16 protein-coding genes are annotated in these 22,079 nt (G+C 47.5%); 10 read left to right on the top strand and 6 right to left on the bottom strand.

Annotated features, from left to right (window positions below):
- Position 1: 1 nt before the first annotated feature.
- The 3 genes from AC1DXC_RS01265 to AC1DXC_RS01255 form a co-directional block, all read right to left on the bottom strand.
- Positions 2-2,350, bottom strand: coding sequence for a TonB-dependent receptor (locus tag AC1DXC_RS01265; protein ID WP_477457307.1), 2,349 nt, complete (start codon positions 2,348-2,350; stop codon positions 2-4).
- Between the two features lie 138 nt (positions 2,351-2,488).
- On the bottom strand, positions 2,489-2,860 hold the full coding sequence (locus tag AC1DXC_RS01260) for a hypothetical protein (protein WP_477457306.1): 372 nt from the start codon (positions 2,858-2,860) through the stop codon (positions 2,489-2,491).
- 229 nt (positions 2,861-3,089) lie between these two features.
- The gene (locus tag AC1DXC_RS01255) at positions 3,090-3,446 is read right to left on the bottom strand and encodes a hypothetical protein (RefSeq protein WP_477457305.1); all 357 of its coding nucleotides are present in this window, start codon (positions 3,444-3,446) and stop codon (positions 3,090-3,092) included.
- Between the two features lie 338 nt (positions 3,447-3,784).
- Between AC1DXC_RS01255 and AC1DXC_RS01250 the strand changes: the two genes are divergently transcribed.
- The 3 genes from AC1DXC_RS01250 to AC1DXC_RS01240 all read left to right on the top strand — a co-directional run bounded on the left by AC1DXC_RS01250 (position 3,785) and on the right by AC1DXC_RS01240 (position 11,418).
- Positions 3,785-6,166 (top strand): ABC transporter permease, encoded by a 2,382-nt coding sequence (locus AC1DXC_RS01250; RefSeq protein WP_477457304.1) that lies wholly within the window; start codon positions 3,785-3,787, stop codon positions 6,164-6,166.
- Positions 6,167-6,359: 193 nt separating this feature from the next.
- Positions 6,360-8,765, top strand: coding sequence for an ABC transporter permease (locus AC1DXC_RS01245; RefSeq protein ID WP_477457303.1), 2,406 nt, complete (start codon positions 6,360-6,362; stop codon positions 8,763-8,765).
- A gap of 10 nt (positions 8,766-8,775) precedes the next feature.
- Positions 8,776-11,418, top strand: coding sequence for an ABC transporter permease (locus AC1DXC_RS01240; protein ID WP_477457302.1), 2,643 nt, complete (start codon positions 8,776-8,778; stop codon positions 11,416-11,418).
- Positions 11,419-11,529: 111 nt separating this feature from the next.
- Here AC1DXC_RS01240 and AC1DXC_RS01235 read toward each other — a convergent pair whose 3' ends face one another.
- A complete protein-coding gene (locus AC1DXC_RS01235; protein WP_133228932.1) occupies positions 11,530-11,940 on the bottom strand; it encodes a BrxA/BrxB family bacilliredoxin in 411 nt (136 codons plus the stop codon).
- 216 nt (positions 11,941-12,156) lie between these two features.
- Between AC1DXC_RS01235 and AC1DXC_RS01230 the strand changes: the two genes are divergently transcribed.
- From AC1DXC_RS01230 to AC1DXC_RS01210, 5 genes are all read left to right on the top strand, one after another.
- The gene (locus AC1DXC_RS01230; RefSeq protein WP_477457301.1) at positions 12,157-13,011 is read left to right on the top strand and encodes a peptidoglycan DD-metalloendopeptidase family protein; all 855 of its coding nucleotides are present in this window, start codon (positions 12,157-12,159) and stop codon (positions 13,009-13,011) included.
- A gap of 139 nt (positions 13,012-13,150) precedes the next feature.
- Positions 13,151-14,062, top strand: a complete 912-nt coding sequence (locus tag AC1DXC_RS01225; RefSeq protein WP_477457300.1) for a c-type cytochrome — start codon at positions 13,151-13,153, stop codon at positions 14,060-14,062.
- Positions 14,063-14,188: 126 nt separating this feature from the next.
- The gene (locus AC1DXC_RS01220) at positions 14,189-15,052 is read left to right on the top strand and encodes a M23 family metallopeptidase (protein WP_477457299.1); all 864 of its coding nucleotides are present in this window, start codon (positions 14,189-14,191) and stop codon (positions 15,050-15,052) included.
- 145 nt (positions 15,053-15,197) lie between these two features.
- Entirely contained in the window at positions 15,198-15,590 is a 393-nt protein-coding gene (locus tag AC1DXC_RS01215; RefSeq protein ID WP_477457298.1) for a bactofilin family protein, read from the top strand.
- Positions 15,591-15,771: 181 nt separating this feature from the next.
- Positions 15,772-16,998, top strand: a complete 1,227-nt coding sequence (locus AC1DXC_RS01210) for a multidrug effflux MFS transporter (RefSeq protein ID WP_477457297.1) — start codon at positions 15,772-15,774, stop codon at positions 16,996-16,998.
- Positions 16,999-17,220: 222 nt separating this feature from the next.
- Here the strand turns inward: AC1DXC_RS01210 and AC1DXC_RS01205 are convergent, their stop codons facing one another.
- Positions 17,221-17,613 carry a hypothetical protein gene (locus tag AC1DXC_RS01205; protein WP_477457296.1) on the bottom strand — a complete coding sequence of 131 codons (393 nt, stop codon included), beginning with the start codon at positions 17,611-17,613 and terminating at the stop codon, positions 17,221-17,223.
- 103 nt (positions 17,614-17,716) lie between these two features.
- Here AC1DXC_RS01205 and AC1DXC_RS01200 point away from each other — a divergent pair, with 103 nt between their 5' ends.
- Together AC1DXC_RS01200 and AC1DXC_RS01195 are read left to right on the top strand one after the other, a co-directional pair.
- The gene (locus tag AC1DXC_RS01200; protein ID WP_477457295.1) at positions 17,717-19,255 is read left to right on the top strand and encodes an alpha-N-arabinofuranosidase; all 1,539 of its coding nucleotides are present in this window, start codon (positions 17,717-17,719) and stop codon (positions 19,253-19,255) included.
- 335 nt (positions 19,256-19,590) lie between these two features.
- Complete coding sequence (locus tag AC1DXC_RS01195) at positions 19,591-21,771, top strand: ATP-binding protein (RefSeq protein WP_477457294.1); 2,181 nt, start codon at positions 19,591-19,593, stop codon at positions 21,769-21,771.
- Here AC1DXC_RS01195 and AC1DXC_RS01190 read toward each other — a convergent pair.
- On the bottom strand, positions 21,768-21,929 hold the full coding sequence (locus AC1DXC_RS01190; protein ID WP_477457293.1) for a hypothetical protein: 162 nt from the start codon (positions 21,927-21,929) through the stop codon (positions 21,768-21,770). The two genes, AC1DXC_RS01195 and AC1DXC_RS01190, sit on opposite strands and share 4 nt — an antisense overlap.
- Between the last annotated feature and the right edge of the window lie 150 nt (positions 21,930-22,079).

The raw sequence follows: 22,079 nt of genomic DNA, 5'->3' as shown, positions 1-22,079 counted from the left end.
GCTAATGTTTTGCTATAGAATAACTGATGCCGAGGGTAAATATGCGGGGTGGCGCGGCATTATAGGTATCGCCGTATTGGTTGCTGGTTACCGTTGTGGCGTAAAGCTTATTGGTAACGTTCAGCGCGTTCAGCCATATGCCTGCGCCATTCAGTGCGCCTGCTTTTACATCATAGCCCAACCGTACATTGAAGATATTATAACCCGAATACGTTTTAGTATTGGCCGGGTTGGTGAAATATTGGTTGATGTGCTGCCACTCTGCCGATAATCTCAGCCCGTTAAGGTATGCCGGTTTATAGGTCAATTCGCTGTTGGCTATCCAGGCCGGGGCGTTGTTCATACGCTTGCCATTGTAGCTGGTAACGGTGCTTATGCCGGTGGCGTAGTTCGTGCTCACCTCGCTGTAATCTACATAAGTATGCCTCGCATTGGTGCCGCTGAAGCGGAAGCTCAGCTCTTTCACCGGCACGTAAGCCACCGAATACTCGATGCCCCGGTGGCGTGTTGCGCCTGCATTTTGGTTCTGGGTGGTGTTATCGGGCAGTAGCTGGTTGATGATTTCGTTGCGGCCTTCCAAATCGTACAGACTTACTTCGAGATACATTTTCTTATCCAACAAGGCTAGCCAACCGCCCGCTTCATAGTTGTTGAAGGTGGCCTGTTTCAGTTGCACCAGCTGGCGCGAGCTGTACAGGTCGCCCGTCTCCGGTGGCTGGAAGCCTACGCTGTAATTGGCATAAATGCCTTTATTATTGCCGAAGTTGTACGTAAGGCCCAGCTTGGGCGCCAGGATATTGAAGTTGTTTGTTTCTTGCTGCTTGTATTTGGTATTGCCCGCCGGGATGTTGTTGCTGAAGGCGTAGTGGATACGATCGTACCGCAGCCCCATCACCACGCGCAAGTCGGCCACCGGTTTAATTTCGTATTGCGCATAGGCTGCAGTGTTGAACAGCTTGATGCGATAATCATCTATAAGTCGGCCCGAATTGGTAAAGCCGGTATAGTAGTTATTGGCTACATCCTTTTGTATCTCCAGGTATTTGGCGTAGTAGCTGCTAGGGCTGTTATCTATATAAAGCCCCGTGGTTAGTACAGAACTTAAAAATTTGCTGGTAACGCGGTGCTGCGCCAGCACGCCGAAGCTGTGGAAACGCTGGTCGTTCTCCTGCCCGTTAGAGCTGAGGTAATTGCCTGCGTTATCGCGCACATCTGATATAAAATAGCTTGGTAGTTGCGCGGTGGAGTTGTGGCGGTAAAACAGCGTGAGCGATGTGTTGCTCCAATCGGCCCATTTATGCTCCAGTTTAGCGTTCGCACGAAGCGCATCAACCTTGCGATAGGTAAAACGCTGATTGGCGCCATAGCTGCGGTTGTAAAAATGAGTACTATCTAAACTGCCGGGCGTTTTGGTGTCGAGGTAGTTGTAGCTAAGTGCTGTAGTTAGTTTCGTAGCGAGGTCGAAATCGTAAGTGGTTTTGAAATTGCCCGAGTATTTGTCGAAATCAGAATAATCCTGCCAGCTATCCTTTTGATGGGCCACGTAGCCACCGGCATACAGGCCAAACCTGCCCCGTGTAAAGCCGCCATCAGCGTCAACCCTACGGTAGTGGTAATTATCACCCTGTACAGATACGTTTGCGGCGTAATCTGCGGGGGCTCCCTGGGTAATGAAGTTCACCGCGCCACCGATAGCATTACTGCCGTAAAGCGAAGATGCCGACCCTTTTATCACTTCGATATCTTTTACCCCGCTCATGTTTATCTCATAAAGCGAGTTGTGGTTGAAGATGCCCGTAGGGCGGATAGGCAGCCCATCCTCCATGTATAAATAAAGCGCATTGTAAGTAATGGGCTGGCGGATGGCCATGGTGTGCTGTTCATTGCCCAGATCAACCATGTAAACGCCGGCGGTTTTATTCAGCAGTTGGTACAGGGCAGTGGCTTTGGTATCATGTATCTGGGTGGCGTTTATCTTGCTGATGGCTATAGGTGCATCCTCCCGCGCCTGCCGGGCGCGACTGGCAGATACCACCACCTGCTGCAGCCCAACGGTGGTAGGCTCTAATTCGATGATAATACCATTTTTCATTTGCGCAAAAACGAATGTACGCGGGGTATAGCCAACCGCAGCAAAGCGCATGGTTTTGTTCGAGGGGAAATCGAATACGAAGTTGCCCCGGGCATCGGCAGCAAAGCGGTAATTGGGCGCATCCGTACTTTCGATAGTGACGTATGGGATAGCTTCGTGGGTGCGGGCATCCACCACGCGGCCTGTTACGGTAGATTGCGCGCAGGCTGCCGCAGAGATGAAAGAAAACAGAACATATAGTAAAGTAGATGGTTTCATAAAAACATATAAGTTGCCCGGCGGCCTTAGCCGTCCGTGCGTAAATGGGTTACAGCCCATGCAGATATTCAAATGCATGATAATAACAACGGAGAACGCCATCATCAAAAAGCTGTATCAAGAAAACTTAGATGGAGTTTATGAAAGCCGCGGAGGCTGGAAGATAGGACGGATCTGGGTGGGCAGGCTTATAGGAAGCTCGGGGCTTGCAATAACCGCCAACAAAACGGAGTGGAACTTAACCTGCTCTGGCTCGTTAAATCCCGCTTCCTGGAAAAGGTTCTTTTGCGCTGTGCGTTCGCCGGCTGCTTTGTTGTCTTCGGCCTGCTTTATCTTTTTCATAAAGTAGCACTTGCCGTTGCAATGCATCCAGGGCTTGTCTCGGTTTTCGCAAAGCTTGGCAGCAATATAATTGCGGTTAAGCTCGAAACCCGCGTAAACGAACAGCCGCGTAAAGTTCACCGTTACCAGTGATACAATTAGCAAATATGCGGTTATACGTTGCAGCATTTGGCCGCAAAGGTACGGGTTCGAACTTTAAAAATTTGTCGTCATGTTGAATTTATTTCAACACCCCATCATAAAAGTAGCGATCTTGCATTGCCATTTTGCATAATGGCTACCTGCCGTGTGGGGTACCGAAACAAGTTCGGCATGACGTTTTTTTAATACCCCTGGCTCACCCCAACAAAAAACCCCGCCTTTTTGGGGCAGGGTTCTATTGGTTTTAGGTTTGTAATTACTTAGCGTGTTTTAAAACAAAATGGGCGTTGTTACCACCAAAATCTATGTTCATGGCAACTGAGTCGGCATATACTTTGCCGCTGTGCGGGTAGTCGGTACCGTTTACGTTTACTTTAAAGGTAAAATCGTCGCCTTTTATTTTGCCATCGTCAACTGTAACATCACCTGCAGGCGAAGAAGCGGTGCCGGTAAGTTTTTCGCCATCTACCTTAAAGTTGTAGCTAATATCAAGTGCCTGTCCATCGGGCGTATTAAGGGTGCCTGTCCACTTGCCGTTCAGGTCGGCAAAGGCCGCCATGGCTATCATAAAGCAGCACGATAATAAAGCCGTAGTAAAAATCTTCCTTTTCATAATTAGTTTTTAATTGTTTGAATACCTAAATGTAGGGTTTTTATTAAAAAACAAATACTACCTCAATATTAATTTTTAACACCGTTTGTTAAGATTTGCCGACGGCCCGGCACAGCCGCCATATAAGCGGACACCCCACCGTCCGTTATCGAACAATCGGATAACTCATTACCATCACAAGTTACTGACTAACAAATAATTGCAAAATTGGCATACATCTTATACAATACTCTTAGCAAGCTTGCTTGCTAAGACAGGGTAGATAAATCGGTGAAATCAAAAAAAGAAATCGGTGTAAATCGGTGGAATCAATTCTAAATCGGTGTAATCAAAAAAATATGATAAAGAATTATTTAAAAGTAGCCTGGCGCAACCTGATCAAAAACAAGGTGCATTCATTCATCAATATCGCGGGACTGTCTGTTGGGATGGCTGTTGCCATGCTGATAGGCCTTTGGATATGGGATGAGCTCTCCTTCAATAAAAACCACCAGAATTACGCCAGCATTGCGCAGGTAAAACAAAACGTTACCAATAACGGCGAGGTACAAACCTGGGACGGACTGCCCTACCCCTTAGCCGCCGAGCTACGCAAAAACTACAGCAGCGACTTTAAGCATGTGGTAATGGCCGCTGGCTGGGGCGACCACCTGCTGGCCCTCGATGCCAAGAAAATAAACCGCTTAGGCGTTTTTATGGAACCCGATGGCCCGGAAATGTTTACGCTGGAGATGCTTAAAGGCAACCGTAAAGCATTGGCCGATCCATCATCGATCATCATATCCGCAGCAACAGCCAAAGCATACTTTGCCGATGCCGACCCTATTGGCCAAACCCTCAAGATAGATAACCTGCTAAACGCGCGCGTGGCCGGCGTTTATCAGGATTTACCCCCAAACGCCACACTGGCCAATGTAGGTTTCATTGCCCCATGGCAAATGATGTACGTTGCGCAAGACATGAAATCGATGAAGGAGCCCTGGCGACCAAATTTTTGTACTGTATGGGTACAAATGGCTCCTAATGCCAGTATGGCATCGGCATCCTTAAAAATACGCGACGAAAAACTGCGCAACGTGAGCGCGGTACTCGCCAAAAAGAAACCCGCCCTGTTCTTGCAGCCCATGAGCCAATGGCACCTGTACGATGAATTTAAGAACGGCATCAACACTGGCGGCCGCATACAATATGTATGGATGTTTGGCATTATCGGCTTGTTCGTGCTGCTGCTGGCCTGCATCAATTTCATGAATTTAAGTACCGCGCGGTCGGAGAAGCGGGCTAAAGAAGTGGGCATCCGCAAGGCGATAGGCTCGTTGCGGGCGCAGCTTATTTACCAGTTCTTCGCCGAATCGTTGCTATGCGTGGCATTCGCCTTCGGGGTCGCCGTTTTGCTGGTGCAAATCAGCCTGCCTTTCTTTAACGAGGTAGCCGATAAGCAAATGAGCATCTTATGGTCTGCCCCGGCGTTTTGGGCGCTTACTTTGGGCTTCAGCTTGCTTACAGGCCTCATAGCGGGCAGTTACCCGGCTTTTTACTTATCATCGTTCCAACCGGTGAAGGTGCTCAAGGGCTCGTTCAGGGTGGGGCGTTTAGCCGCCATACCGCGCAAGGCACTGGTTGTATTGCAATTTACGGTGTCGGTTACGCTTATTATCGGTACCATCGTAGTGTTCCGCCAGATACAGTTTGCCAAGGACCGGCCCGTGGGCTACACCCGCGATGGCTTGTTGGCTGTGCAGGTTGGCGGCGATGCTATCCATAAAAGCATCGCATCGGTAAAGGATGAATTACTGAAGACAGGCACCGTGGTATCCATGGCCGAAGGCGACGTATCGCCAACGGGCATGGCGGGCAGTACCAGCGCTATAGAGTGGAAAGCTAAAGACCCCAACCTCAGCGTAGATTTCCTGCAAGCGGGGGTATCTACCGGTTACGGCGGAACCGTGGGCTGGCAGTTCAAAGCCGGGCGCGATTTTTCTGATGCCTACCCATCCGATTCCTTAGCCGTAGTCATAAACCAGGCGGCGGCAAAATTCATGGGCATGAAAAACCCTACCGACGAAAGCATCACCTTTTACGGCAATACCTATAAAATTATCGGCGTGATAAACGATATCGTGGTGAACTCGCCTTACGCGCCCGTAAGGCCCGGCGTGTTTTTCCTGAACAAGGGGCCGGGCAGCGCAGTGGTTCTGAAAATTAACCCTAAAGTAAGCGCGAACGCAGCCGTAGGCAAAATAGAAACGGTGTTCAAGCAGTTCAACCCCGAGCAGCCTTTCCAGTATGGTTTTGTGGATGAGGCATACGCCAAAAAATTCGGCAACGAGCAGCGTATAGGCAAACTGGCGGCATTCTTCGCCAGCCTGGCTATATTCATCAGTTGCCTGGGCCTGTTCGGTATGGCATCATTCATGGCCGAGCAGCGCGTAAAAGAAATCGGCGTGCGCAAGGTACTGGGCGCTTCCGTCTTCAACCTGTGGCGGCTGCTATCGACCGATTTTGTAATATTGGTTACCGCATCGCTGCTCATCGCAACGCCCATAGCCTGGTACCTGATGCACAACTGGCTACAGAATTTCGAGTACCGCTCGGCCATTTCGGGCTGGTCGTTCGTATTGACGGGCGCCGGCGCAATAGCCATCACCCTGCTTACGGTAAGTATCCAAACCATCAAAGCAGCGCTAATGAACCCGGTGAAGAGTTTGAAATCGGAGTAAAAAAGAGTTAAGAGGCAAGAGACAAGAGACAAGAGTCAAGAGTCAAGAATCAAGAATCAAGAATCAAGAATCAAGAATCAAGAATCAAGAGACAAGAGACAAGAAACAAGAAAATAAAAGGAATCGGTGTAAATCGGTGGAATCAAAAAAATCAAATCGGTGAAATCATATTAATCGGTGTAATCCCAAAAAAATGATAAAGAATTACCTTAAAGTTGCCTGGCGCAACCTCATCAAAAACAAAACGCATACGTTCATCAACGTGTCGGGGCTGTCGGTAGGTATGGCCGTTGCCATGCTCATTGGCCTTTGGATATGGGATGAGCTATCGTACGATAAATACCACGACAACTACAACCGTGTGGTGAAGGTAATGCAACACCAGGCCATAAATGGTACTACGTTTAGCCAGGTGGCCATCCCTATACCATTGGGCACCATGTTGCGCAACGATTATACCGGCCCCAACCGCGACTTTAAGTACATGGTGCTCTCGAGCTGGAACTTTGAGCACATCCTTACCGTTGGCGATAAAAAGCTGAGCATGACGGGCAGTTACATGCAGCCCGAAGCACCCGATATGCTCACGCTGAAAATGCTGAAAGGCACGCGCAAGGGTTTACAAGACCCGCTATCTATTGTGATATCGCAAAAGGTGGCAACCGCCATGTTTGGGGGCGACGACCCGCTGGGCAAAACCATCAGAATAGATAATAAAAAAGACGTAACCGTTACCGGCGTGTATGAGGATCTGCCCCGCAACACCGAGTTCAATGAGCTGACCTATATTTTACCCTGGGAGCTCTATGTGCAGACAGAGGAATGGCTTAAACGCGCATCAACGCAATGGGGCAACAACTCCTTCCAGCTTTTCGCCCAGCTCAATCAGAACGCAGATATTGCTAAAGTAGATGCCCGCATAAAGGATTTGAAAAAGAAGAACATTGCCGCGCAAGGCGATAAGGTAGGCGCCTCTTTTAACCCGCAGGTGTTTTTGCACCCTATGGAAAAATGGCACCTCTACAGCGAATTTAAAGACGGTAAAAATACGGGCGGCGCCATACAGTTTGTTTGGCTGTTTGGCATCATCGGCGTGTTTGTGCTGTTGCTGGCCTGTATCAATTTTATGAATTTAAGCACCGCCCGCTCAGAAAAACGCGCTAAAGAAGTAGGCATCCGTAAGGCAGTTGGCTCGGTAAGGGCGCAATTAATTGCCCAGTTCTTCAGCGAATCGTTAATGGTGGTGGCATTTGCCTTCGTGCTGTGCATCCTGCTGGTGTGGGTAACACTGCCCTGGTTTAACCAGGTTGCCGGTAAAGACATGAAGGTGCTTTGGGGTAACCCAGTGTTTTGGTTGTTGGGGGTTGGCTTTACCCTGCTCACTGGTATCATTGCCGGCAGTTATCCGGCGTTCTACTTGTCGTCTTTCCAGCCGGTTAAGGTGTTAAAGGGCACGTTCAAGGCCGGCAAATATGCTGCCTTGCCACGTAAGGTGCTGGTGGTGCTACAGTTTTTTGTATCGGCTACACTCATTATCGGTACGCTCATCGTATTCAGGCAGGTTCAGTTTACCAAAAACCGCCCCGTAGGCTACGAGCGTACCGGCGTGGTGCAAATGAGCATGAAAACGGATGATATCCACAAAAACTTCACCGCCGTACGTAACGATTTGCTGGCAAGCGGCGCTATCGTAGAAATAGCCGAATCGGGCAGCCCGCTTACGGATGTGTACTCTAACAGCAGCGGTTTCGATTGGGAAGGAAAAGCGCCGGATCTGCAGGACGATTTCGCCTTCATCAGGATAAGTCCCGAGTTTGGCAAAGTAGCCCAATGGCACGTAATAGACGGGCGCGATTTCTCGCGGGATAACAAAGCCGACTCATCGGCCCTTATCCTCAACGAGGCATCGGTGAAATTCATGAACCTGAAGCACCCCGTAGGTGCTACTGTAAAAAGCGGCGACTACAAATACCATGTTATTGGCGTGGTGAAGGATTTGGTGATGTCGTCGCCGTACGAACCGGTAAAAACTACGCTGTTTTCGTTGTCGGGCGGCGGCGGCGATTTGGTGGATGTGCGCCTGAACCCTAAAATGAGCACGCACGACGCATTGGCCAAAGTTGAACAGGTGTTTAAGCAATACAACCCATCCAGCCCATTCGACTATAAATTTACCGACGAAGAGTATGCCCGTAAATTCTCCAGCGAAGAGCGTGTAGGCAAACTGGCCGGCTTTTTTACATTGCTGGCTATCTTCATCAGCTGCATGGGTTTGTTCGGCATGGCATCGTTTATGGCCGAACAGCGCACCAAAGAAATCGGCGTGCGCAAAGTGCTTGGCGCATCGGTATTCAGTTTGTGGCAATTAATGTCGAAAGATTTCATTGCGCTGGTTTGTATCTCGCTGATGTTTGCTATACCTGTAGCCTATTATTTTATGGGTGGCTGGCTCCAAAATTATAAGTACCGCGCCGACCTTTCCTGGTGGATATTTGCAGCCACTGCCGTCGGTGCTATTGGCATAACCATGCTTACGGTAAGCTACCAGAGCATCAAAGCTGCATTGAGCAACCCGGTGAAGAGTTTGAGGAGCGAATAGAGGGTTAAACATGGACCTTAAGGATCATATTTGGAACCTTGCAGCCAAAAGACTGGCGGGGGAAGCATCGGCAGACGAGCTTAAAGAATTGTCTGATTTGCTTAGAGATGATCCCGCTATGGCGAATAAACTAAGCAGGCTTGAAGATTGGTGGCTAAGCAGCAGTGAAGCCGAGGGCGACAATAGTATTTTGCTATTTAATAAAATACGCAATAAGATTAATAGCAAGCAGCAAAATGCAGCCCGGTTTAATTGGCAGGTAACTGGTGGATATTCTCAAATAAATGCAAGTATGATAAAGAACTATCTGACGGTTGCCTGGCGCAACCTCGCTAACAATAAAGCGTTCTCTTTTATAAATATTAGTGGACTGGCAGTTGGTATGGCCCTGGCTATGCTGATTGGCTTATGGATTTGGGATGAATACAGTGTGGATGGTTTTCATAAAAACGGAAAAGAATTATACCAGGTTTACGAACGCCAAACTAACGATGGCATTGCAGAGGCCGGCTACTTTACACAAGGGCCGTTGGCGGAAGAACTAAAAAAACAGGTGCCCGAGGTATTGTATGCCAGCGGATTGGAACAAAACCACCCCATTACGTTTGAAGCCGGCAATAAAGTATTAAAAATGGATGGCAGCTATGCCGGTGCCGACTTCTTTCAAATGTTTAGCTATAAACTTTTGGAGGGGAGGCCTGAAAATGCTTTGAGCAAACCCGGTAGCTTAGCTATCTCCCGCAAAATGGCCGAAGCGTTTTACGGGTCGCCGGCGGATGCCATCGGTAAAACCATCCGTTATGAAAATAAGGATAACTTAACTATTACCGCTGTTTTTGAGAACCTGCCAGCCAACTCCTCGCAGCAGTTTGATTTTTTAAAGGGATGGAAAGATTTTATCACTGAAAACGCATGGGCAGCAACCTGGGGGAGCAGCAGCCCTTATAGTTTTGTACAGCTACGCACAGATGCCGACCCGGTGGTGGTAGGTGCCAAGATCAAAGCATTTATAAAACAATTCAAGGTAGGCGATGCAGGTGCGCAACCGGAGTTGCTGCTACAGCCATATACCGAAAAATACCTTCACTCGTTGTTTAAAAACGGGCAGCTGGATGGCGGCAGGATAACCTATGTGCAACTATTTACTATTGTAGCAATTGCCATTTTGCTAATAGCCTGCGTAAATTTTATGAACCTGGCTACAGCACGGTCTGTTAAGCGGGCAAAAGAGGTAGGCGTAAGAAAAGTTATCGGCGCGGCGAGAGCAAACCTGGTAAAGCAATTTTTGAGCGAGGCGCTATTGGTAACCCTTATAGGGGTGCTGTTATCGCTGGTTATCGTTATCGCATTGCTGCCAGCCTTCAACGGCATCAGCGGCAAGCAGATATCGCTTCCCTATAGGCAGCCTCTTTTTTGGCTCACATTGGTTGGCCTGGTTGCAATAACGGGTGCAGTAGCGGGTAGCTACCCGGCGTTGTTTCTTTCGGCTCTTAACCCGGTACGTACTTTAAAAGCCGGGTATAAAATAAAACCTTCTGCCGCATATTTTCGCAAAGCGCTTGTGATCTTTCAGTTTGCCATGTCGCTTATTCTCATTGTGGGTGCAGTTGTTGTATCGCGGCAGATGGAGTTTGTGCAGTCGAAAAACCTTGGCTACGATCGCGAGAACCTGGTATATATACCCTTGGAAGGCGAACTGATAAAAAAGTACGAACTTTTTAAAGATGAAGCGGGTAGTTTACCCGGGATACAGGCTATCACTAAAATGAAGGAATCGCCCACCGTGATTGGGCATACAAAGGGTGATATTTCCTGGCCGGGAAAGGCGCCTGGCAATTCGCCTTTTTCGGATGCAATGGTAGATTATGATTTTGTTAAAACCATGAAACTGGAGCTATTGGACGGGCGGGATTTCTCAAAACAATTTGCCGATTCGGCCAACTACCTTATTAACGAGGCGGCTGCAAAAAAAATAGGATACAGCAAACCTGTTGGGAAGCCTTTAGCAATGGGCAGCCGCGCCGGTAAGATAATAGGCCTTTTAAAAGATTTTCACTTTAACTCTATGCACCAGAGTATAGAGCCACTCGTTATCCGGCTGGCCGATAACCAAAAGTGGGGGACCATATTGTTACGTATTAAAGCAGGCGACACCAAAAAAGTACTGACGAGCCTCGAATCGATCTGTAAAGAACTGAATCCCGATTTTACATTTTCTTACCAATTTTCAGATGATGAATACGCAAAGCTGTATAAGAGCGAACAGGTAGTAAACAAGCTATCCAACTATTTCGCGGTGATAGCCATATTTGTATCCTGTCTCGGCCTGTTGGGATTGGCCATATTCACCGCCGAGCAACGCACCAGGGAAATTGGCATCCGCAAGATATTGGGTGCCGGTGTCCAATCCTTATTTACCCTTATGCTATCAGACTTTTTACTGCCGGTAGTAATTGCCCTGTTTGTGGCCGCGCCAATAGCCTGGTATTTTATGTCGGGCTGGTTGCAGGGCTTTGTCTACCACACAACAATCGAGTGGTGGATGTTTGCCTTATCGGGCGGCTTGATGATATTGATTGCTGCGGTTACTGTTAGTTTCCAATCTATAAAGGCAGCCTTGCTAAACCCGGTGAAGAGTTTGAGGAGCGAGTAGGGTAAGAAATCAAGATACAAGAATCAATAGATAACACACAAAAAAGGTTCGGCGTTTTGCACCGAACCTTTTTATTGTGTTGTATCTTGACTCTAAAAGTCTTGCCTCTAATTAGCAATACTCTTCAAAAGCGCCGATCAGGTTATCGGCAATCATTTGTGCAGGGCGGCCTTCTATCTGGTGGCGCTCTATAATGTGTACCAGCTTGCCATCTTTAAACAAAGCCATCGATGGCGATGACGGAGGGTAAGGCAGCATCAGGTTACGGGCGGCATCAACAGCTTCGCGCTCCATGCCGGCAAAAACGGTAACCAGTCGGTCGGGGTGCTTTTCGTTGGCGCTTGCCATGCGTGCAGCAGGGCGCGCGTTGGCAGCAGCGCAGCCGCAAACCGAGTTAACCATCACAAATACAGTACCTTCGCTTTTTATAGCCTGGTTCACTGCATCTGCATCCTTCAATTCTTCAAAACCAACTCTGGTCAATTCTTCCCGCATCGGGGCAACTAAATATTCCGGGTACATATGTATGTTAGCTTAATTCTTAATTTATACACAAAAATACCAAATCATTTAACAAAAGATATAAGTACAAAGAATAAACCCGATTAATTGACGTTCGGGTTATAATCAGTTCATATTGCGGCGCAATTAAATTTAATTATTATATTGCGAAGTCGGTTAACGCTGATCCCTGATTAATTAACTAAAGAAAAAACTTAAAAACAAAATGTTTAGGTAATGGGCATCTTTACGCAAAAAAATCAAACCCAACCCAGGGTTGTACAAGTAAGAGCAAAGCACTTCAACAGCTTAAAATTGGCTATTGCGGCAGGCCTCATCATGGTAATGGTATTGATGAGCGCTATTATGAAGCTGAATAACCAGGTGGCCCAGCAGGCTCATGAGAACACCCGCCTGCACTCGCAAATTGCCGCGTTGCAAACAGAGGTAGACAAAACCACCGAAGAAGCCATGCTGGCCAATTCTGAAAAAGACGGCAACCGCAGCCAGGCCGTTAGCTATATAGAAAGCATACAATCCAAGCTTAAAAACATCAATACGTACCTGAGCAAGCGTGGGCTGCACAGCATCGGCTTCAAAACCGTTAACCTGAGCAGCAATAAAGCAAAAAGCGACACCAAAATGTACAGCGAGTTTAACACCTACCTGGATAAGCTGGTGAACAACATAGCCTACATGCCAATGGGTTACCCGCGCTTAAGCTCCTTCACTTCGTTTTTCGGTTACCGCGGCAATCCCTTCGATTTTGGCAACAGCGAGTTCCACCCAGGGTTAGACTTCAAGGGCAACAAAGGCGATGCCGTAAAATGCACAGCAAGTGGTAATGTGATATATGCTGCCAAAGCAGGCGGCTACGGCAATTGCGTACGCATCAGGCACGTTAACGGACTGGAGACCTGGTACGGCCACCTATCAAAAATCAACGTGCATGAGGGCCAGCGCGTTACCGTAGGCGATGTAATCGGCAGGGTTGGCTCTACCGGCCGCTCCACCGGCCCGCACCTGCATTACGAGATACGCAAGAACGGTCACCCTGTTAATCCGAAGCAATATTTGAGTTTGAATATGTAAGGTGAATAGCTTACTCTTAAGAGGTTAAAAAAGCGACGGGAAGTAAATCTCGTCGCTTTTTTCGTGTTGGATTTTTGTGATTAAGTTAATATACAACCTTTTGACCGCTCGGCTGTATTACCTGTATTAAATACACGGAATGAAAAAGTTGACCTGGATTATTGGAATTAGCGCCGTAATAGCAATAATGATTTTTGGTTGTAAAACTAAATTCCCTACTACACAAACCAGTTTTAAAGCTGCGGCGTCTGCCGATGCATTGGCGAGGGGAAAAGTGCTTGCATTTGCCGTTTGCGCAGGCTGTCATTATAATCAGGCTGCTAATAAATTTGTAGGCAACCGTATTGAAGATGTACCCGGCATTGCGGGTAAAGTTTATTCTGCAAATCTTACGCATTCCAAAACGAATGGTATTATGCACAAATACACTGATGCCGAAGTAAAGTATTTACTAAAGACCGGGATTGCACGGGACGGGCGTTATTTATCATATATGCTTAGGCCAAATATGGCTGATAAAGATATTGATGCGATAATTGCATGGTTCCGATCCGATGCCCCTTCTTTGACAGGTGGCGATACAACCGTCGGCTTGACTGACCTGAGCGTTGCCGGCAAGCTTTTCATGAATCTCAAAGCCAAACCAGTGCCGTACCAGGCAAATGTTGAAATGCCGGGAAACGACCCTGTAAAGCTGGGATATTACCTGGTGGATAATTTGGGCTGCTTCCATTGCCATTCTAAAAGCCTCACCTCTCTAAACTATCTTACTCCCAATCAAACCAAGGGGTACCTTGCCGGTGGAATTAAACTTAAAGGAGAAAACCAGCGGGAAGTAAATGCTTCAAATATTACCCCCGATAAAAACAGCGGGATAGGAAACTACACGCAGGCACAGTTTTTTGACGCATTGCATAATGGCCATGCGCCCGACAGGCAACTAAAAATCCCGATGCCCAAATTTGAGATGCTGACTGAAAGAGAGATAGATGCAATTTATGCTTATCTGCAAACAGTGCCAGCAAAGTATAATATCGTGAAAAAAACGTAGGCGAGCATTCTACGGCGAGAAAGTTTTAGCTTCAAGTTAATTAATTGTAAGTGTTACAGTTAACGTAATGTTAATTTGAATAATTGGATTCCGTTTTATACTTTGCAGTCCCAATTAATTAACCTGATGAACCCAAAGCCATCTGATGTAAGTACTATTATGATTTTGAACCGCAATGGAAACCCACAGTCGTTGCAGGTAAAAACCAAACACTTAAAAAGAATAAAGCATTATGCAGCCGCAGTAGGTGCCATATTTATAATGCTGGCAGGCTTTATCTTCTACCTAAAAGCCCAAAATACCCGGCAGGAACAGGAGAAGATGGTGCTGCTATCGCAGATAGTGAAACTGAAGGGCGAGATACCCGCAACCCTCAAAAAAGCGGGCGAACAGCATTCTGCACAAGGCTATATCCAACAAATAGAAAGCAAACTTAAAACCATAAACGATTACCTGCGCCGCCGCGGCCTAAAGGGCTTCAGCACCAATGGCACAGGCGGTGATGGCAACGCTGAGGGCAAAAAACTATCGGATAAAGAGGTTTACAGCCTTTATAACGATTATCTTAACCAATTGGTGGGCAACGTTGCCTTTACGCCAATGGGATACCCCAAAATCAGCTCGTTCACCTCGTTCTTCGGTTACCGCAGCGACCCATTCAACTCGGCCAGTGCAGAGTTCCACCCCGGCGTTGATTTTAAAGGTGCCCGTGGCGATGAGGCCAAAAGCACCGCCAACGGCAAAGTTGTTTTTGCAGGCTGGTACGGCGGTTATGGTAACTGCGTAAGGATAGACCACGGCAACAGCTTCGAAACCTTGTACGGGCACCTCTCACGCATTACAGTAAAAGTAGGGCAGCAGGTAACCGTAGGCGAAAAAATAGGCGAGATTGGCTCTACCGGCCACTCTACCGGCACGCACCTGCACTACGAGGTACGCAAAAACGGCAAACCTGTAAATCCTACTAATTTTTTAACGCTGAATAAGTAGTGAGTGGAGGATGGTGAGTGGTGAATAGTTGAGTGGTGAGTGGTTTTGCAACTAACATTCGCCGGCTATAAACCATTCAAACTCACCCAATCAACTATTCACTCAATATTAACCACTCTCCACTCACCCAATCAACCACTCCCCCATGGCAATCTTCAGTAAAAAAGAAAAAGTAGCGCTGGACCTCCAGGCAATATCAACCCTCATCAGCGAAGGCGCGGTGTTAGACGGCAACCTCAAAGCCCCCGCCTTTGCCCGTATAGATGGCACCGTAAACGGCAACATTACTGTAGACGAGGGACTCATCCTTGGCGAAAAAGGCGTGGTTAAAGGCAATATTATTACCAAAGAAATCGTGGTTTACGGCAAAGTTACCGGCAATATAAACGCATCATCTTTAGAGATCCGTAGCACAGGTAATATTGCAGGCGATATAAAAACCGCTACGTTGCAGGTTGAAGTGGGCGGCGTACACAACGGCAGCCTGAGCATGGCCCCAGTTGTTGCCGGCAAAACCATTGGCGAGAAAGCAGCGTAACCGCTGATTTAATTGATTAAATGATTTCGTTGATTTTCAAAATCCAGCAATCCTATAATCTTGCAAATCAAGGCTCAATCATCAGCGACATCATTTAATCATTAAAATCAGCGGTTCACTTTAATGCAATAATTCGCTTCAGTTTTCCTGCATCTCAAATTAAAGCGCGTTATTTACGGGCATGACCAGGCAACGCTATTTCCTGCTGATACTGATACTCGGTTCGCTTACCGCGCTGGGGCCATTCTCTATAGATATGTACTTGTCCAGCTTTCCCAAGATTGCAAAATCGCTGCACACCACTACCGAGACGGTAGCCCTCTCTCTTGCCAGTTTCTTCGTAGGAATATCGGCGGGGCAATTGCTTTACGGCCCATTGCTGGATAGGTTTGGCCGCAAACGGCCGCTGTATTTCGGGCTTGCGTTATACATCATCGCATCCATCGGCTGCTATTTTGCGGGCAGCATCGAGATGCTCATCGGGCTGCGTTTCGTACAGGCGATAGGCAGCTGCGCGGCGGCGGTAGCCTCTATGACTATGGTACGCGACCTATTCCCGGTGAAAGATAATGCCAAGGTTTTTGCATTATTGATATTGGTGCTGGGCGCATCGCCGCTTATAGCGCCTACGGTGGGTGGTTATGTAAGCGCATCATTGGGCTGGCATGTGATATTCCTTATACTCACCTTAATAGCAGTATTGATAAGCCTTGCGGTGATATTCCTGCTGCCGGAGAGTTATCCGCCAGATCCATCCTATTCGCTTGCGCCGGCGCCTATTATCAACAGCTTTTTGGGCGTATTAAAAACGCCACAGTTTTACACCTATAGTTTTTGCGGCGCACTGGCGTTTTCGGGCCTGTTCGCCTATATCGCAGCATCGCCCATTGTTTTTATGGAGGTATTTAAGGTGAGCGCCAAAACCTACATCTGGATATTCGCCCTGCTTTCCGTCGGGTTCATCGGCTCCAGCCAGGTGAACAGCATGCTGGTAAAGAAATACAAAAGCGAACAAATCGTAAACGCGGTGATGATAGCCATGGTGTGTATAGCGGTGGTGTTTTTAGTCGGCGCGCTTCAAGGCTGGCTGGGCCTGGTGGGTACCATCATCATGATATTCAGCATACTGTGCTGCGTGGGCCTCCTTAGCCCCAATACATCGGCGTTAGCGCTGGCACCTTTCGAGAAGAACGCAGGCGTGGCTTCCTCCCTGTTAGGTGCATCGCAAATGGCCATCGGCTCGGCAGTATCGGTTGGCATAAGTTTGTTCAAAGCCAAATCGGCCGTGCCTATGGCATCGGTTATTCTCGTATCCAGCGCAATGGCTTTATGCTTGTTGTTGATTGGCAGGCGGTTTATCAAAACCAAAGTAGAGGCGAAGCAAGGCGGCGGTGTAGCGGCACATTAACACGATTTATTGATTGAGCGATTTACATGATTTTTTTTTGCACCGATTCCACTGATTTAGGTTGATTTCACCGATTGTCTGAAATCGAATTAAATGAATTAACGAATATTCAGAATTTGATTTGTGCCGATGTGGGTGCTTCTGGCAATTCTTAGACTTCCCTTAAAATTCGAGTTCAGAAATTAACTGCAAACTGTTACTGCCACCACAAACTGCCACCGCCTACTCCCTAACCGCCGTCACCCTCGAGCCATCCGCTCCCAGCGTTTCAAAGATGATCTTCTTATCCGATAATTCGTTTACCGAAAAAGGGAAATCGCGGGTTTTGCCCTCCCCCAGGTCCTCGGTATATTTTATATCCTGCCCGGCGGTAGTAAACTTGCCGTGCGAAAGCACCTTGCCTGCCCAGTATATCTGCAGTGTATTGTCTTTATTGAAAACGATGCTGGGCTTTTCGTCTGCAATAACAAAGCGGGTTACACTATCGCTTGGCGATGCAGGTTTCTCTACACGGGTGTAATTCCATTTGCCGTACAGGCGTTCGGGACTTAGCACGGGCTTGCAGGCGGCAAAAAGTATAGAGATCAGAACTATAACGATGGAGTATTTTTTCATGTTATGAGATGATTCACCAAATTTATCGCAATCCGTTTGCATAAGCCAAAAAAATACCTACTTTTATAATTGTTAAAACAACACTTATTAATTATAACCAATTATGAAGAAGTACTTACTCTTGCTATTTATGGCGGGGCAGTCGGTTGCGTTTGCCCAAAGCAACGGCAGCGTCACCATCACCAACGATTCTAAGGAAATCATCAGCAGGCACATTTACGGTCAATTTGCAGAGCATCTGGGCCGTGGCATTTACGATGGTTTTTGGGTAGATAAAAACCTGCCCGTGAAAAAGCAGGGTAGGATACGGCTTGACCTGGTAGCCGCCTTAAAAAAAATAAAAATACCCAACCTGCGCTGGCCGGGCGGCTGCTTTGCCGATGAATACCACTGGCGCGATGGCATTGGCCCCACCGCAAACCGCCCCCGCATGGTAAACACCAACTGGGGTGGCGTTACCGAAGATAACAGCTTCGGCACGCACGAATTTTTAGAGCTTGCCAAACTGCTGGGTACCGAGCCATACATTGCCGGCAACCTGGGCAGCGGTACGGTAGATGAGATGAGCAAATGGATAGAGTACCTTAACAGCAACAGTACCAGTACAGTAGTACAGCAACGCAAGGCAAACGGCCAGGCCGATTCTTATAAAGTATCTTTTTGGGGCGTGGGCAACGAGAACTGGGGCTGCGGTGGCAACATGACTGCCGAATACTACGCCAACGAGTTTAGGCGTTATGCGTCCTTCGCTAAGGATTACCCCGGTGCAAAACTGAAGAAAATTGCCAGCGGCGCCAACTCCGACGACTACCACTGGACCGAAACCCTTATGAAAAACATCCCTAACAATATGATGTGGGGCGTATCTATGCATTATTACACCCTCCCTACAGGCAACTGGGGCAAAAAAGGATCGGCAACCAGCTTTAGCGAAGCCGAGTACTTTAACACCATGGTAAACTGTATACGTATGGACGACCTGGTTACCAAACATGCCGCCATAATGGATAAATACGATCCGGATAAAAAAGTGGCCCTTGTAGTTGATGAGTGGGGTATTTGGACCGACCCGGAACCAGGTCCCAACGTTGGCGTGCTGTACCAACAGAACAGCCTGCGCGATGCACTGATAGCAGGTACCACGCTGAACATATTCAACAACCATTGCGATAGGGTAAAAATGGCCGAACTGGCCCAAACCGTAAACGTATTGCAGGCGCTTATCCTCACTCAAAAAGAGAAGATGATCCTCACCCCTACCTATCACATATTTGATATGTACCAGGTGCACCAGGATGCCAAATACCTCAACATCAAACTCAACTCGCCCGATTATGAGGTGGATGGCAAAAAGATAGCTGCCGTAAACGTTTCTGCTTCGCAGGATGCTAACGGTAAAATACACATCTCCTTAGTAAACCTGGATCTGCACAACACCGTTACGATAAGCACCGCGCTTAAGGATATCGTATGGACCAAGGTGAAAGGCACCATCCTTACCTCGGCCAATATTACCGATGTAAACACGTTTGAGCAGCCCAATAAATTAACCTTGAAAAATTTCACCGGTGCCAAAAAAGACGATAATAAGCTGGTAGTTACGCTGCCATCTAAATCAATCGTAACACTGGAACTGAACTAAGGGGTTGAAGCGCGGCGCCGTTACCCGGCAATGCTGCCAGTCCACTGTATAATGCCACAAACCCTACTGTTAGCTTTGACAAGCTAACAGTAGGGTTTGTTGTAAATAGGGCATTTTACATGCACCCTGCCCACAATTTCCTACACTTTACATTTAAAAAATTATCTTAAACGAAAAGTCATCTATCGGTAGTTTAAAAACAACTCTTAAAAGGAATAAACCCGACTGTGGCATCACCATTGCACTAAGTGTAAAAAAAACACAAAGCTAACGCCCTCTATTTCAACTATCACAAATAAAGTGGTTTGCTATTAAAAAATTTTACTTAGACCTGAATGATGATTGCCGGTGTAAAAAAAGTCCCCCTATTACGCTACTGCCTTATCGTAATGCTTATCGTCGTCCTTTCGGGCAGTGCTTTTTACTTGTACCTGCATTACAACAAAGCCGAAAAGATACGCAGTAGTTTCCAGCAGATGATCAGTGCCCGCGAAAACTCTGCGCTGATAGATAGCTGCATTGTAGAGCTTTACAGTGCCGATAACAGCGGCCGCATGTATGCCCTCACCTCCAAAAAAGATTACTTCGTACGGTTCAACAAGCAAATAAACAGCATCCACAGTATTATTGATACCATTAACCACCGCAACAGAGCTACCGCCAGCCTTGCGCAGGATGCAGAACTGGGCAGGCTCATCAGCGAGAAATCGTTAAAGACAGATAGCTACATCCGCCTGATGGCGCTTACCGATAGTTTACTAAGGTCGGCTCGCAAAATTAACGCAGGTTTAAGCAATGCCGATAACAAATACCTGATGCAGCCCGTGGTGAAGCGCGTAAAAACTGAGATACGCGTAGATACCATACGCCCCTTGCTTACAGCGGCAGCTCCGGTAAAGAAAAAGGGCTTCTTAGGCCGTTTATTCGGTAAAAAAGAAAAGCAACAAGAAGCCAAGGTAGCCCCCCTGCTGGTACAGCGCACTACCGATACCACCATCACCACCATGACGCCTACGCCAAAAGTGGCCCGCGTGTACAACAATTATTACAGCAAGCTTTACGAGGCCAACAACAACCTGCGCAAGAACGAGCTGGAGATGCTGGAGATAAACAACCGCCTCATCAGCCAGATAATCAGCAGCCTGAAGAAATATAAAGTGGCCGAGCAGCAATACATAACCGCCAGCAAACAGGATGTGAACAGCAACGTTTCTACGGTGTTGTACGAGCTAAGGAAGCTGTCGGGCCTGATGTTTATCCTGCTTACCCTGGTGGTAGCGATAATCCTATACAACATCTGGAAGATATTCAAGAACGAGGAGGAAATGTTGATTTACACCGAAAAAGCCGAGAACTACGCTTTATCGAAGAGCCGTTTTATGGCCAGCATGAGCCATGAGATACGCACACCACTCAACTCCATCATCGGTTTTTCTGAACAGCTTACCCAAAGCGAAATGAACGAGCCGCAAAAAGAGCAAATCAATGCCATCCGCAGTTCATCGGAAATGCTGCTGGATGTGGTGAACGAGATACTGGATTTTAGCAAGTACGAAACCGGCAAGATGAACTTTGAGGCGGCCCCCTTTAAGCCTTATGAAGCCATTGCCGGTATAGTTACCAGCATGCAGGTACAAGCCGGAAAAAAAGGCATCGTGCTTAACCATCAGCTTGATTTCGACAAGGATGTTTGCTTACAAGGCGACTCTTTCCGCCTGAAGCAGGTGGTTATGAATTTGGTGAGCAATGCCATCAAGTTTACCCCCCGTGGCTCGGTGTTCATCAATGCTTTCATTACCGATGGGCGGCAGCCCGGCTTCAATGTACTAAACGTGTACGTACGTGATACCGGTTTGGGTATCGATAAAGACAACCTGCCATTTATATTCGATGAGTTTTCACAGGTGTCATCGGCACAAAAAGCAACCAACACACCGGGTACCGGCCTGGGGTTGGCCATCGTGAAAAAAATCGTAGAGCTGCAGGGTGGCAGTATCAATGTAACCAGTAATGTTGGCAAGGGCTCTATATTCAGTTTTAAGCTACCCATGCAGTTAAGCCCTACGGATGCCTGCAAAGCAACAGAAACGCAAAGCACCGTTAACCCCAGGGAATTGGTTGCGGGCAAGCGTGTATTAGTGGCCGAGGATAATAAGCTGAACGTGCTGCTGGTAAGCACCATCCTTAAAAAATGGGGCCTTATCTTCGATGTTGCTTGCGATGGCCGCGAGGCCCTGCAGCTTTTTGAAGATCATAGGTACGATATCATCCTTACCGATATAGAGATGCCCGAAATGGGCGGGATAGAATTTTCGCAACTGGTGCGTGCAAATGGCAACCCGCAAAAAGCGTCGCTGCCTATATTGGCACTTACGGCCAATGTATTGAAAGAAGACCGGGATAAGTACCTATCCGTAGGCATTACCGGCGTGGTGCTGAAACCCTTCTCAGAACGTAACCTTATTGATAACGTTGCAGCCGCACTTAGTGGCGAGCCGGTGCTGGTAAATAGTTAAGCGTTCTTTTTAATGGCCTTGCCCAGTGCGCGCTCGGCTTTTTTCACCTCGTCCTTTTCGCTTAGTGGTCCTTCGGTTTTCAATTCCTTTTGTTTTGATGCTGAGGATTTGTTTGCGCCCTTACTTTTATCCCCAGCCTTTTCTGTTGATGATGCCATAATGTTATTCTCCTTATCAAAGAATAACTTATCATGTTGTAAAAGGTTTACGAAAAGTTAAGGGAGACGGCGGGAAAGCAAAAAATGAATACCGAAAACTAACTGCCTAATCGCAAAAACTTAAGTTCGCCCTTCATCATTGGATATTCG

It is taken from the genome of Mucilaginibacter sp. P2_D11, from assembly GCF_056404435.1.
The sequence above is the reverse complement of the archived record's forward strand: the minus strand, read 5'-3'. Positions and strand labels throughout refer to the sequence as shown.

What these genes read in the sequence shown, in the direction of transcription:
- AC1DXC_RS01200 (WP_477457295.1), top strand. Translation starts at nt 17,717, where the DNA reads ATGAAGAAGTACTTACTCTTGCTATTTATGGCGGGGCAGTCGGTTGCG.
- AC1DXC_RS01240 (WP_477457302.1), top strand. Translation starts at nt 8,776, where the DNA reads ATGGACCTTAAGGATCATATTTGGAACCTTGCAGCCAAAAGACTGGCG.
- AC1DXC_RS01210 (WP_477457297.1), top strand. Translation starts at nt 15,772, where the DNA reads ATGACCAGGCAACGCTATTTCCTGCTGATACTGATACTCGGTTCGCTT.
- AC1DXC_RS01190 (WP_477457293.1), bottom strand. Translation starts at nt 21,929, where the DNA reads ATGGCATCATCAACAGAAAAGGCTGGGGATAAAAGTAAGGGCGCAAAC.
- AC1DXC_RS01265 (WP_477457307.1), bottom strand. Translation starts at nt 2,350, where the DNA reads ATGAAACCATCTACTTTACTATATGTTCTGTTTTCTTTCATCTCTGCG.
- AC1DXC_RS01245 (WP_477457303.1), top strand. Translation starts at nt 6,360, where the DNA reads ATGATAAAGAATTACCTTAAAGTTGCCTGGCGCAACCTCATCAAAAAC.
- AC1DXC_RS01225 (WP_477457300.1), top strand. Translation starts at nt 13,151, where the DNA reads ATGAAAAAGTTGACCTGGATTATTGGAATTAGCGCCGTAATAGCAATA.
- AC1DXC_RS01220 (WP_477457299.1), top strand. Translation starts at nt 14,189, where the DNA reads ATGAACCCAAAGCCATCTGATGTAAGTACTATTATGATTTTGAACCGC.
- AC1DXC_RS01250 (WP_477457304.1), top strand. Translation starts at nt 3,785, where the DNA reads ATGATAAAGAATTATTTAAAAGTAGCCTGGCGCAACCTGATCAAAAAC.
- AC1DXC_RS01235 (WP_133228932.1), bottom strand. Translation starts at nt 11,940, where the DNA reads ATGTACCCGGAATATTTAGTTGCCCCGATGCGGGAAGAATTGACCAGA.
- AC1DXC_RS01205 (WP_477457296.1), bottom strand. Translation starts at nt 17,613, where the DNA reads ATGAAAAAATACTCCATCGTTATAGTTCTGATCTCTATACTTTTTGCC.
- AC1DXC_RS01195 (WP_477457294.1), top strand. Translation starts at nt 19,591, where the DNA reads ATGATGATTGCCGGTGTAAAAAAAGTCCCCCTATTACGCTACTGCCTT.
- AC1DXC_RS01255 (WP_477457305.1), bottom strand. Translation starts at nt 3,446, where the DNA reads ATGAAAAGGAAGATTTTTACTACGGCTTTATTATCGTGCTGCTTTATG.
- AC1DXC_RS01260 (WP_477457306.1), bottom strand. Translation starts at nt 2,860, where the DNA reads ATGCTGCAACGTATAACCGCATATTTGCTAATTGTATCACTGGTAACG.
- AC1DXC_RS01215 (WP_477457298.1), top strand. Translation starts at nt 15,198, where the DNA reads ATGGCAATCTTCAGTAAAAAAGAAAAAGTAGCGCTGGACCTCCAGGCA.
- AC1DXC_RS01230 (WP_477457301.1), top strand. Translation starts at nt 12,157, where the DNA reads ATGGGCATCTTTACGCAAAAAAATCAAACCCAACCCAGGGTTGTACAA.